Source organism: Paenibacillus hebaui (assembly GCF_051934385.1).
Taxonomy (GTDB): domain Bacteria; phylum Bacillota; class Bacilli; order Paenibacillales; family Paenibacillaceae; genus Paenibacillus.
Window position 1 is genome coordinate 2,277,632 of sequence record NZ_CP196836.1, and the last position, 12,690, is coordinate 2,290,321.

Annotated in this window: 10 protein-coding genes and 1 other RNA gene; 5 read left to right on the forward strand and 6 right to left on the reverse strand. The window is 45.0% G+C overall.

Features of this window, described 5'->3' with window-relative positions; all coding sequences use genetic code 11:
* Positions 1–12: 12 nt before the first annotated feature.
* Complete coding sequence (locus ACR32F_RS10495; protein ID WP_440118654.1) at positions 13–1,353, reverse strand: multi antimicrobial extrusion protein MatE; 1,341 nt, start codon at positions 1,351–1,353, stop codon at positions 13–15.
* A gap of 373 nt (positions 1,354–1,726) precedes the next feature.
* Positions 1,727–2,611 (reverse strand): glycosyltransferase family 2 protein, encoded by an 885-nt coding sequence (locus ACR32F_RS10500; protein ID WP_440118655.1) that lies wholly within the window; start codon positions 2,609–2,611, stop codon positions 1,727–1,729.
* 395 nt (positions 2,612–3,006) lie between these two features.
* On the opposite strand from ACR32F_RS10500, the gene ACR32F_RS10505 reads away from it, so the two are divergent.
* Entirely contained in the window at positions 3,007–4,086 is a 1,080-nt protein-coding gene (locus tag ACR32F_RS10505) for a tetraprenyl-beta-curcumene synthase family protein (RefSeq protein ID WP_440118656.1), read from the forward strand.
* Between the two features lie 53 nt (positions 4,087–4,139).
* A complete protein-coding gene (pfkA, locus tag ACR32F_RS10510; RefSeq protein WP_440118657.1) occupies positions 4,140–5,111 on the forward strand; it encodes a 6-phosphofructokinase in 972 nt (323 codons plus the stop codon).
* Between the two features lie 141 nt (positions 5,112–5,252).
* Here the strand turns inward: pfkA and ACR32F_RS10515 are convergent, their stop codons facing one another.
* From ACR32F_RS10515 to ACR32F_RS10530, 4 genes are all read right to left on the reverse strand, one after another.
* Positions 5,253–6,605: an MATE family efflux transporter gene (locus ACR32F_RS10515; protein ID WP_440119766.1), complete on the reverse strand. Its 1,353-nt coding sequence runs from the start codon at positions 6,603–6,605 to the stop codon at positions 5,253–5,255.
* A gap of 213 nt (positions 6,606–6,818) precedes the next feature.
* Complete coding sequence (locus tag ACR32F_RS10520) at positions 6,819–8,000, reverse strand: putative glycoside hydrolase (protein WP_440118658.1); 1,182 nt, start codon at positions 7,998–8,000, stop codon at positions 6,819–6,821.
* 162 nt (positions 8,001–8,162) lie between these two features.
* A complete protein-coding gene (locus tag ACR32F_RS10525) occupies positions 8,163–8,351 on the reverse strand; it encodes a hypothetical protein (protein ID WP_029880762.1) in 189 nt (62 codons plus the stop codon).
* 174 nt (positions 8,352–8,525) lie between these two features.
* Positions 8,526–9,338: a YitT family protein gene (locus tag ACR32F_RS10530; protein ID WP_440119768.1), complete on the reverse strand. Its 813-nt coding sequence runs from the start codon at positions 9,336–9,338 to the stop codon at positions 8,526–8,528.
* A gap of 313 nt (positions 9,339–9,651) precedes the next feature.
* Between ACR32F_RS10530 and ACR32F_RS10535 the strand changes: the two genes are divergently transcribed.
* From ACR32F_RS10535 to ssrS, 3 genes are all read left to right on the forward strand, one after another.
* Positions 9,652–11,253 (forward strand): DEAD/DEAH box helicase, encoded by a 1,602-nt coding sequence (locus ACR32F_RS10535; RefSeq protein WP_440118659.1) that lies wholly within the window; start codon positions 9,652–9,654, stop codon positions 11,251–11,253.
* A 184-nt stretch (positions 11,254–11,437) separates the two neighbouring features.
* The gene (locus ACR32F_RS10540) at positions 11,438–12,265 is read left to right on the forward strand and encodes a YesL family protein (RefSeq protein WP_440118660.1); all 828 of its coding nucleotides are present in this window, start codon (positions 11,438–11,440) and stop codon (positions 12,263–12,265) included.
* A gap of 50 nt (positions 12,266–12,315) precedes the next feature.
* A non-coding RNA gene (gene ssrS / locus ACR32F_RS10545) (6S RNA) lies at positions 12,316–12,507 on the forward strand.
* Positions 12,508–12,690 lie beyond the last annotated feature (183 nt).

The window sequence follows — 12,690 nt, forward strand, 5'->3', positions numbered from 1 at the left end:
CAGTTCAATTTTTTATCCTTTGAGTGATGAAGATTTCCTGGGTGACGGCACAGACATTGTAGGTTCCTTCTGAGTTCGCCGGATAACAAGCCAGACAATAATAAGCTCAGCGAGTAAGCCAAGGGATTGGGCTACAGCTCCGATCATGCCGTTCCATGCTGGAAATATACTAACTAGAATAAGCAGTACGATTACGGTACATATGGCATTGGCTGTCTGTGAACGAAACATCGTTTTGGTCTGTCCACGAAGCAGAATCAGACCGTTGCTGAAGTCCAAAAAAGGGAAAATCAGCGGAAATAACACAAACGCACGCAGTGTCCAGAGACTTTGTTCCAACAGATTGCCCTGAACGCTCATTACATTTTCCAGTACCCAGGGTCCCAAGGGGGTATAGGCGATCGATACGGTCATGGCAAACGGAATAAATCCGGTGACAAGCGCGAATTTCTTCACCAATTTGGGATCAATAAGATAGAAATTCAGCACGATCTGATGGATGTATGTGAAAAAGCTCAGCATTAACTGCATCAGACTGCTCGCTACGGCAAAAGAAGAAATGGCGAGAGCGATCCCGGTCGTTTTGCCAAGTACAATGTTAATCACAGGTCCTATAAACAGAGCGACAAAACTGGATAACAACAACGGCTTGTAGAAGCGAAAAACATCTCCTTTACTTTCGACGGGATGATCCTCCAGCTTGACTGGCATCTTGCGCTTGATGCTATTTCCTTCAAGAAAGCTGACCAAAGCTTCAATCATCATGCCGGCAGCAAAAATGATAGCGCCTACACGTCCACTGTCAATGCTGTCCGTGTAGATGAAATACAACGAAAGGCTATACATGCCGGCAAGGCGGAACAACATGCCAATCGTCAGCCACTTGGTCCGATTATTCGTAATGATGATGCCCTGATAAATATTGCGGATAACGGAAAAGATGCTGACATACATGAGAATTTCATAAACATCGATCACTTTGGTTAGCAGATCCGGGCTTACGCCAAACAAATATTTGAATACACCTGTACCCACGGGAGAGTATACGATGAGAAATCCAATTAGAAGCACACAGGCAAGAAATACTTTAGTTACAAAAGTGAGGGCCTGAAAGGAAAGGCGGTCCCGAACGAGCGCGGAACAGGTTTGCCGCAATAGGGTAGAGGGGCGTTCCGTGAGAGTCAGCAGGCTACCAGCAATGGCGTAACTGGCGATTACCGTCTCTGGATGTGCGGAACGTGCGAGCGTGCTGTTAATGATAACGTGAGAAATGGTGACGAGAGAGGCGGAAATGCCAAGCGGCACAAAGAAAGAAAATAACCGTCTCCACGAAAGTGATTCACTTGACGACATGTCAACGACTCCTTTTATGGATGAAATATGGATAGTTACCCCAATTCTGCCCAGAATGATTTCAAATTTAACTTCAACCTCTTAGCGATCTTAATTCGAAATAGGCTAACAAATGGGAGAATTCATTGTCCAAGTATAAACCATGCTCTTTTGCTGTCAATAAAAACTCTGCTAATTCCTCTTTATCGAAAATTTATCCTCGACTGTGAGTTTATGTAATAGTACATATGTTGACTAGGGTTTGAAAGAAAAGCCCCTAAGGGCTTTATTGGCTTACTTTGCTGACTGTAGTTCTGGTTTATATGAAAATATTGTTCTATGAAAATTATTTACTTGCGTTAAATGAGCGCTTTATTTTGAATGTAAGAAATCGCTAATAAGGCAATCCAGATAGACATCTAGAGAAAGCCATTTGTAACGCTTCTTGATTAAAAGCGTTCACTTGAGAGTTCACTTGAACGATCCAGTTCGCTAATATAGCCGCTGGCTGGTAATCCTCATAGTCAAACGGATTAACTCTGAACTCTGCTATTTTAACTAATTGTGCATAATCTGCTTCGGAAAGATGAAGACCTAAATGGGAAAGATGTCTCTGACGTATTCTTTTAGCTGAAATATCTTGGACTGTTCTGTGAGTATTAGACACTTGTCCTGGGTGAGAACGATAGTACATTAAATTGTGTGGGATATTCGCCAACCTAGCTCCACTAAAAGATAATCTGGTCCACAACTCAAAGTCTTCTGCATGAGGATAGTTCAGGTCATACCGAATTCCAACATGCTCAGTAGAGCTTCTGCGCATCATAACTGAAGGATGTAAGATACAACAGTTAAATAATAGCCACGCTTTAATTTCGTCATGGTCCAGAGGAGTGAACTTTACTGGGCCCAAGTAATTTTGGGTGTAAGCTGTACCGCAAACATCAATGTATGGGTGTTGATCCATAAAATAAGCTTGCACTTCCAGACGGTTTAGGGCTGCGATATCATCACCATCCATCCTAGCAATGTATTCACCTTGTGCTATATCAAGTCCTTGATTGAGAGATGCTGCTACGCCCAGAGATACCGAATGAAATAACTTCTTCACTCGCGCGTCTTGAATATCGTGAATCATGCTAGTTGAACCATCAGTTGACCCATCATCAATAATAATCAACTCCAAGTCGGCGTATGTTTGTCTGAGAATTGAAGATATTGCCTCTTGTACATAAGGTGCATTATTGTAGACAGGCATAATAACAGAAATTCTGGGCATTATTAAACCTCCTTATATTCGTATTCATCATAAGGTATGTCCGGTAAAGATCAGAGGGAACGTTTCTTCTGCAAAAAGGGTATATGTGAAGGTCACTTGTATAGAAGAAAATGAGAACAATATAAGTATCGGGAAGTTTGGCTATAAATAGAAACATGAGTGGATGAAAGTCAGGAATAGCCAAAAATTATTGGCAAAAAATTAAACGATTATGCATGAACATGGACGATTAATAAAAACAATGGGTTAGTATATCACAAAGCTTTCGGCTCGGATGCGATTTTTTTGTGCGGAATATGCGGTAGATCATTTGTACAATTAAGGGGATCATATTATAATGGGAATGGTTAAAAATCGCTCTAATACGTATTCAACCAAGTGGAGGCACATTTATTTTGAGCCAATCAAATCGAAAACGTCATCAATATCCGCGTGGACCGCTGGCATTGATGAGAGGGGTGTACAAGTACACCATTCCGGAAACACGGAAGGCACTGAATGGATGGCGTGCCCAGGCCGAGGAAATTCCGAATGAGGAATTACGTACGCAGGCACTTGCCAGTCTCAAGGATAAGCAGTTTCATTGTGAAGGCGGGACCGTCTACGCTTTAGCTGATTTGCCCAACAGGCACATTCTGATTCCGCTGATCGTTTCATATCAAACCATTAGTGATTATTTGGACAATCTGTGTGACCGCAGCACCTCGATGGACCCGAATGACTTTCGTCTTCTCCATCAATCCATGCTTGATGCGGTAGATCCCGAAGCAACTCCCGTCAATTACTATGCTCTCCGTGAGGAGCAGGATGACGGTGGATATCTGCGGAATCTGGTGACCACATGTCAGGAACTGACCCGTCAGTTACCCGGCTATGCGTCCGCCAAGCCTCAAATTCAGGATCTGGCAGGCCTATACACGGACCTGCAGGTATATAAGCATATCAAGCCGGAACTGAGAGAAACGGCATTGCTCGAATGGTGGTCGGAGCATCGTCACCGCACACCTCAGTTTCGTTGGAACGAATTTGCTGCCGCAACTGGCTCTACACTGGGCGTATTCATGCTGTTTCTGGCTGCGAGTGACGATCAGTTGACTGAGGAGCAAGCGGCCTCGATCCACACGGCCTATTTCCCACATGTATGCGCATTACACATTATGCTCGATTATTTAATTGATCAGGATGAGGACCGCATCGGGGGAGATCTCAATTTCTGCAACTATTATGAGAATGTAGAGACCATGCTGGACCGAATTGCTTTTATTGTGGAGATGGCACGCAGTGATGTGCAGAAGATTCCGGGAAGCTCCTTTCACCGGATGATCATCGAAGGACTGATTGCCATTTACCTGTCTGATCCCAAAGTCAGCGAACAGCAGGAAGTTCGCATCGTGTCCAAACGTTTGATGAAGAATAGTCCGATGACAAGAATATTTTTCTTCATTTTCAGCCGCTGGATACGGAATCATATGTAAGTCAGGTGTATTGTTGCGGAGCCTGAAGTGAAACTAGAGGAGGAAGAAACATCATGACAGCAGTAAAGAAAATTGCAGTTTTAACGAGCGGTGGTGATTCACAAGGGATGAACGCGGCTGTTCGTTCGGTAGTTCGGAGCGGACTGTTCTACGGTCTCGAAGTATACGGAGTGCAACGTGGGTATCAGGGTCTTTTGAATAATGACATTTTCCCAATGGATCTGAGGAGTGTCGGGGATATCATCCAGCGTGGTGGAACGGTACTGCAATCTGCACGATGCAAGGAATTCTATACCGCTGAAGGACAACAAAAGGGTGCAGACATTCTGCGGGCGCGCGGTATTGATGGTCTGGTGGTCATCGGTGGTGACGGTTCGTACAATGGTGCTAACAAACTGAGTAAGCTGGGCATCAATACGATGGGGCTGCCAGGAACCATTGATAACGACATTTCATTCACAGACTACACCATTGGATTCGATACGGCCGTGAGTGTAGTGGTTGATGCAGTGAACAAACTGCGTGATACGATGTCTTCACACGAACGTTCTTCCATCGTTGAAGTTATGGGTCGTCACTGCGGGGATATCGCCTTGCATGCCGGACTTGCTTCGGGTGCTGAAACGATTCTTGTGCCGGAAGTTCCATTTGACATGGACGAAGTGGCAGATCGTATGAAAGCCAACTTTGCACACGGTAAACGTCACAGTATCATTATCGTTGCTGAAGGCGTGGGCAAGGGCGAAGATGTGGCGAAAGAACTGATGGAGCGCTGTCCAACGTATGAGCCGCGTGTAACCGTTCTGGGTCACATTCAGCGTGGGGGTACGCCGACGCCGTTCGACCGTAACCTGGCAAGCCGTCTGGGCGACTTTGCGGTTCGCAGTCTGATTGCAGGCGAGACAGACAAAGGCTGCGGTTTTATCAAGGGCGAACTTACCCTGACGGATATTGATAAAGTGGTTAACACGAAAAAGGATTTCGATCTGGAGACTTACGAACTTGCACAGCGGTTGTCCCAGTAATTCGATTCATAAGCAAAGAGCACAGTCCCGCATTGACGAGGATTGTGCTCTTTTTATTATATTCCTGAGTATATCACGGGAGTTGTGTGAACCTTCCTCACTTGCTGTGCGCATACATTGTCTAGTGGAATACAGGGGCGCTTACGTCTTACGCAGGGAGGCCTGCTTCTGTACCCGGAAGAGTCTCCAGAGAAGTGCGGTTGCTCCAACAGCAAGACCTGCAATGAGTCCAACCCAGTATCCAAACGCACCCAGCGAAGTATACGTGGCCGTGATATATCCGACAGGTAACCCGACGACCCAATATGCAATAAATGTAATGATTAATGCAGGGTTCACGTCTTTATAGCCTCGAAGCGCTCCTTGCGTTGGGGTGGCAATGGCATCCGAGATTTGAAAGAAGATGGCGTAGATGAGGAAATGCTGAGTTAACGCGATGACCTCAAGATCGTTCGAATACAGTCTGGCGACTTGCTCGCCAAATACAAGGAGTACCACGGCGGTTAACAGAGAGAGCACAATGGCGCCCCCAATCCCAAGCAGACTGTATTGTTTGGCGTCTCTCAGACGTCCTGCACCGACTTCAAAGCCCACGAGAATAGTTAGGGCCATACATATGCTCACAGGTAGCATATACAGAGTAGAAGCGAAATTCAGGGCTGCCTGGTGTGCGGCAATGGTAATGGTGTCAAATCGGCTCATCATTAACGTGACCGCGGCAAAGATCGAGGTTTCAAAAAAAGTGGCGAATCCGATGGGAACACCGATCTTAAGCAGTTCTTTCCATTTGGCCAGAGAGACGCAGGACATCTTTCGAAAAACACCGTACTGGGCGAAAGGCTCTACCCGATATACAAAAAAGAGACTTATGAGGAAAATGAGCCAATATGTACATGCTGTAGCCACACCTGCACCGACACCTCCAAGTTGAGGGAAGCCCCAACGACCAAAGATGAGCAAATAGTTCAGAAAAATGTTAACAGGCAACGATACCAACGTAATCATCATGGTGATCCGCGTCTGTCCCAGTGCGTCCATAAAGCTCCGCAGCACGGTGTAACCGAAGAGGGGGATGACTCCAAAAGACAGCGCACATAAGAAATAGAATGCGACTTGAGAAACCCGCGGCTCCAAAGGCATTCCATTCAGAATAGGTTGAAGCAGCAATGCACCTGCTGCAAGAACCACCAGCCCGACGGCAACACCGAGATACAGGGCTTGTATGACGCTATGACCAATCTTGTCATTGCGCTTTGAACCAAGCAGGTGGGAGACGATAGGCGTGATGCCGATCAGTATGCCGCTCAGTCCTGTCTGCACAGGTAACCATAGACTTGTACCAATCGCGACACCAGCCAGATCAGCGGGAGAGAACTTGCCTGACATATTGGTATCGAAAAAAGACATAGCAGAGAGGGCAATCTGTGTCGTAAAGATGGGCAAAAATATGATCAGGAATTGCTTCAATTTCTGTGCAAAGCTTGTGGTGGTCATATTCACTGGCGGTGCCTCGCTATCTTAAGAGTTATCCCTAAACTGTCATATTACGGACAGCTATTTATTGTAGTGGATTTTGCTTCGTTTGAATAGCGGAGGAAGCAAATCTGTCTAGTTATTACTAATGCATAAGAAAAAAATACATGCAAAACACCCCCCGTCCGCATCTGGCGGAACGAGGGTGTTTTGGAATAAATAGAGAAGAGTGCATTATTTGTAGTTTACGTCTTTTGTATATCGATTGGACGCATTCCAGAGCAGGTATTCATCCACATCCATGTCTTTCATCGCACGAATCTGGTCTTCTACCTGTTTTTTGCCGTATTTGATGTAATGTCCGCTACCCAGCCAGCTTGCCGTAAAGTCTTGAATCCACGGGCGAATCACGGGTTTGAGTTCCTTGGTTGGATCCAGTTTCTTGTGCGTGTCTTCCATCGAGCCTTTAATGGTGGTGTACGGATCTTTATCAGGATCTTTCACACCATACCAGCCGGTGGAGTAATGACTCGGATACACCATCGGCGAGATGACATCCACGTTTTCAGATATTTTAACAAAATCCTGTCCAATACCTTCAGCCGCGGGTACAGATGCTGCATAACCGAAAATATCCACCGAGACTCGAACACCCAACGGGGCGAGTTCCTTGCGTGCATACTGTACAAATTCAGCTACGATATCGACCCGAGACTTGTCAGATTTCGTATACTTCAGTACGTCTGCACGCGTTTCAAAGCCTTCCGGGAACCGAACATAGTCGAACTGGATTTCCTTGAAACCCAGTTTGGCAGCTTCCTTGGCAATCTCAATGTTGTAATCCCATACTTCCTTACTGTAAGGATTTACGAAGCTGTCGCCCCCGCCGTTGGCCCATACAGAACCGTCCTTGTTTCGGAAGGAGAGCTCCGGGTTCTTTTTGGCGAGAATCGTATCCTTAAAGACAACCACACGTGCAATTGGATACACATCGTGTTTTTGCAACCTTTTCATCAGCGCATCGATATCCCGAATAAAGGGTTGGGATTTGCCCATCTCCTGTAATGTCTTGTTCTTTGTAGGGTAGGTTATGTATCCGAGATCGTCCTTAATATCAATGACCATGGAATTAAGCTCCGTATTGTCTGTCAGCTCCAGTAGTTCTTTCATGCGTGCACCACCAGCACTGTAGGCTGTTACATAGATGCCTTTGACAACGGGTGCATCGGGTTGAGGATCAATCTTGGCAGGTGGGTTATCCACATCAATAACGACTTGATCTTTTTGCGATTGAATGATGGCGGTGTTGAAGCTGTTGGTTAACGACTGTAATTGTTGATTTCCTTGATCTGACGTAACCGGTGTAGCACTGAAGCTTCCCCAGGCCATAGCCAGTAAAGCCCATAACATATTCATTTCTTTCCACTCCCTTATGTGCAGTCCATGCTTGAATTATATAATAAAGCCTCTGGGCTTTTAACCATATTCATCAATTAATGAAACACATATGTAAAAAAATGAAAACCGCTTCCTGTCGGGAATCTCCCACAAGAAGCGGCGTAATCAATCTGAAAAAAATTATTGAATGTAAATCTCATTTTGATGCTCACAAATACTGTACTGAATGATTTCCATTGCGTCTCCCTGCTCCAGAATGCCCAGCCCATCCCGGAGAACAATCAGTGAGTCGAGTTCATTCGGTTTTAAGAAAGGGAGCATTTCCGGGCACCATCTGTTGACGATTTCGAACAGTTTTACCGTTTCCATATCCACAATAATCACCCTTTCCTACTCGAATTCCAAAATGGTAAGTCATTCGGCGCGAATCGGAAAAGCCTATAGTCTGTGAAATTGAAGGGTACATCCTGCTATACATCATATTTAGGAGCCGTGCACCGTTATTATACCACAATTATATGAATTGTTAACCGTACATGTGTCTCAACTTCTTCGGAAAGAACCCATGACACCAACCGTTTCCACGATGTTAACAAAGGCGTTCGGATCTGTTTCCTTGATGATGCGTTTGATTTCAACCAGCTCGTAACGAGTTGTCACTGTCATTAACATGTCCTTTTCGATATCGGTATATGCTCCTTGGGTCTTGATTTTCGTAACCCCGCGAGGGCGAACAAGAAGTTTTTTCAACATGGATTCGGTTTCGTTTGTAATAATGTACAGTGTCACTTTGACATGACTGATGTGGATCAGATCAAGCACTTTGCCTGTAATGTAGATGGATACCATGGAGGCCAAGGCTGTATTCCAGTTATCACTCAGGTATCCTGCAAGCATAATGATCGCACCGTTCATGCCGGCCATCACCGTACCAATTGGAAAGTCCCGTTTACGGGTGAAAATGGAACCGACAATGTCCAGTCCGCCTGTCGAACCGCCGACTCTGAAGGAAACTCCAGTGCCCAGTCCAATAAGAACACCACCGAATACAGAGCTTAGAAGAGGGTCTGTAGCCACAGCAAAAATAGGCAGCACCGCAATGAACCAGGAAGTGGCTGCTACCGAGAGAATACTTAATGTAATGAAGCGTCGTCCAAGAATAAACCAACCTGCAATGAGCAAGGGAATGTTAAGAACAAAATACATTATACTAAGATTCAAAGTGGTGAAATAACCAAGAAGCATGGAAATACCGGATACCCCGCCGCTAAGCAGCTGATGGGGGACCAAAAACCAGTTGAAGCCGCAGGCAATAGCTGCAGCACCCAATACGATCACTAAAAAGTGCCAAATCATTTTGGGCAATTTAATCACCTCATTTATATTTAAAACCAGATTGCTGGTAATCTAGAATCATTTTGTGATATAATAATTTGTGGATATTCTTGAGTAGGAAACTTTTCCGCAAATGGAACAATAAAATTTGAAATGTTTCAAACGCTTGTATGTAGTTTTAGTCTTATGTTGAGGCCCCATTCATGAATTATGTTTGTTCGTGAAAATAATTCGCCAAGATGGGATACTCTATAGATATTAACGCTACTTAAGAATACAGACAACAAAGTGGATTGTCCACCATGTCCACCATATAAAAGGAGTATGAATAATTTTGACAAATTTAAATTTCACAGATTTCAATCTAGAACCACTGGTGCTGCAAGCCATCACCGAACTTGGATTCGAAGAGGCAACACCGATTCAATCCAAAGCGATCCCTCTTGCGCTTGAAGGCAGAGACTTGATCGGACAAGCTCAAACAGGTACAGGTAAGACAGCAGCATTCGGTATTCCGTTGATCAGCAAAATCTCCAAAAGTGATGAAAAAATCCGCGCCCTCATTATGGCACCTACACGTGAACTCGCGATCCAGGTTGCCGAAGAAATCGAAAAACTCACCCGCTTCAAAGGTTTACGCTCCCTGCCAATTTACGGAGGACAAGATATTGTTCGTCAAATCCGTGCTCTGAAAAGAAAACCACAGATCATCATTGGTACACCTGGACGTCTCCTTGACCATATCAACCGCAAAACAATCAAGCTTGAAGATGTACAAACTGTTGTACTGGATGAAGCAGATGAAATGCTCGACATGGGTTTCATGGAGGATATCCAATCCATCCTGAAACAAGTTCCAGACGAGCGTCAAACGATGTTGTTCTCAGCAACAATGCCTCCTAACATTCAAAAATTGGCTCAACAATTCCTGAACAACCCTGAGCACGTATCCGTTATTCCAAAACAAGTGGGTGCGCCACTGATTGACCAAGCTTACATCGAAGTACCTGAGCGTCAAAAATTCGAAGCACTAAGCCGTTTGCTGGATATGGAATCTCCTGAACTGGCGATTGTATTCGGACGTACCAAACGTCGTGTTGACGAATTGGCTGAAGCTCTGCAAAAACGTGGATATTCTGCAGATGGTCTCCATGGTGACCTTTCCCAGAATCAACGTGATGCTGTAATGCGTAAGTTCCGTGACGGCAGCATTGACGTACTCGTTGCAACAGATGTGGCTGCACGTGGTCTCGACGTATCCGGCGTAACTCATGTAGTAAACTTTGACCTTCCGCAAGATCCGGAAAGTTATGTTCACCGTATCGGTCGTACAGGCCGTGCAGGTAAAGAGGGTGCTGCTTTTTCTTTCGTTACACCGCGTGAGATCGATCACCTGCACTTTATCGAGCGTGTAACACGTCAGCGTATTCCACGCAAGCCACTGCCAACAATGGCTGAGGCTGTAGAAGGAAAACAACGTTTGACAGCTGAGCGTCTGCTGGAAGTTGTACAAACAGGCGATCTGAACGAGTATAAAGGTATCGCGATTCAGTTGCTTGAGCAATATGATTCCGTTCAATTGTTGTCAGCTTCCTTGAAGCTCATGACAGGTGACAAAAAAGACGCTCAAGTTGACCTGACTCCTGAAGATCCGATCCGTGCTAAGCGTCGTAAACCGGATGTTCGCTCCGGCGGACGTAAACCATCGGGTTACAGCGGTAACCGCAGCAGTAGCGGTGGTAGCAGCAGTGGTGGTGGTTACAATCGTGATCGCAACAGCAGTGGCGGCGGACGCGGCGGATATAACCGTGATCGTAGCAGCGGAAGCAGCAGCACGAGTGGTGGAAGCAGAGAAGGTGGTTACAACCGTGACCGCAAACCGCGTCCAAGCAACAACGAAGGACGTCGTCCTGCCAAAGATTCTTCTTTCGAATAATATACAAGTATGAACTGGAAAATGGGGCAGGCAACTGCTCCATTTTTTTTATATGTATGGAGGGTGCCAAGCAAGAGAAGTTACGGATCTCTTTTCGGGAAGTACTGGCTTTTCCTATCTATAATAAGGTATATTAATATTAGACTTCAGGGTTAGACGCAAGGCTGCGGAGGAGGAGAAATGTTTGGAATTTAAAGGAGCTATGGGTGGGATTTATCGGCTTACAGAGTGGATCACGAGACTGGCCGCAACCAATCTGTTGTGGGCTATTTGTTCGTCTCCGTTCTTGTTTTTCTTGATTATGAAACTGCTGGTTATGCAGCAGAACCTCGCGAACGAATCACTGCAAATGAACTGGGCTATAGCCATTGTGGCACCGCTTACACTATTTCCGGCGACGTCGGCCTTATTTACGGTCGTGCGTAAATGGAACATGGGCGATACGGATGTGCCTGTATTCCGTACTTTCTTTGTGGGTTACAAAGAGAACTACAAACAAAGTTTGATCGGGGGCATTTTTTACACGTTGCTGTTTGCCATCATGTATCTGGATTATACCGTTTACATGACGCAATTCCGGAATATGCAGCTCGTAGGAATTATCATGCTTGTACTGCTGTTGTTGTTGTTTGTTTCTCTCTTTAATTTTTTCTCGATGGTTGTTCATTATCACATGTCCATCGGACTCATTATTAAAAATGCGGTTCTGTTAACATTGATTAGACCATTCCGTGTATTTTCCACATTGCTGGGAAGTGGACTATTGTTCTATATCGGTTTTCGTTATCCGGTCTTATTCATCTTTTTCATTATCAGCATTATTGCCTGGTTTGCTTTCTTCAACTTCTACGCAACCTTCAATAAGATGCAGGAGCAGATGGAGAAGATGCAGCTGAAGAAGGAAGAAGAGGAAGCTGCAAAAGCTGCTGAACAGGCTGACGGGACAGTTGACACGTTGGAGTCGGCTGAACCGAATTCATCTAACGAGAAACATGTTAATCTTCGTAAATAAAACATGAGCGTCGCCATTTACTTTTTACAAAGTTAGGGATATAATAATTGTACATCCTGCGATGTACGTTTCGGTTATTCGTTGTTTTGAACCAATGATGATGTCTTCGGGAGATCAATACAGAATGTTGCTGAAACGCCCTGTCTATATGACATGGGGACTTCAAAAAACATTTTTGCGGCCACCCACCTGCCAAGCAGGTTCATAAGACAATGTAGCCGGACGGCATAGGCGGGTTTCTCTTTTATTATGTACAGCACCCTAACTTTCCTCTTATCCAGGAATGGCAGGGTGCTTTTTATATGAAACCTTTTATGGTGAGTGAATTGTATTTTTGTTAAAAGTGATGCTTACCCTTTTGTTACTACTTGAACAATGTTACACTAGAGTACATAAATGGAACGGTTACATTCAAAGGAGGAAGG

Excerpts from the sequence above, each read along its gene's own strand:
- ACR32F_RS10520 (WP_440118658.1), bottom strand. The coding sequence starts at position 8,000 with ATGAATATGTTATGGGCTTTACTGGCTATGGCCTGGGGAAGCTTCAGT.
- ACR32F_RS10515 (WP_440119766.1), bottom strand. The coding sequence starts at position 6,605 with ATGACCACCACAAGCTTTGCACAGAAATTGAAGCAATTCCTGATCATA.
- ACR32F_RS10530 (WP_440119768.1), bottom strand. The coding sequence starts at position 9,338 with ATGATTTGGCACTTTTTAGTGATCGTATTGGGTGCTGCAGCTATTGCC.
- ACR32F_RS10495 (WP_440118654.1), bottom strand. The coding sequence starts at position 1,353 with ATGTCGTCAAGTGAATCACTTTCGTGGAGACGGTTATTTTCTTTCTTT.
- ACR32F_RS10525 (WP_029880762.1), bottom strand. The coding sequence starts at position 8,351 with ATGGAAACGGTAAAACTGTTCGAAATCGTCAACAGATGGTGCCCGGAA.
- pfkA (WP_440118657.1), top strand. The coding sequence starts at position 4,140 with ATGACAGCAGTAAAGAAAATTGCAGTTTTAACGAGCGGTGGTGATTCA.
- ACR32F_RS10500 (WP_440118655.1), bottom strand. The coding sequence starts at position 2,611 with ATGCCCAGAATTTCTGTTATTATGCCTGTCTACAATAATGCACCTTAT.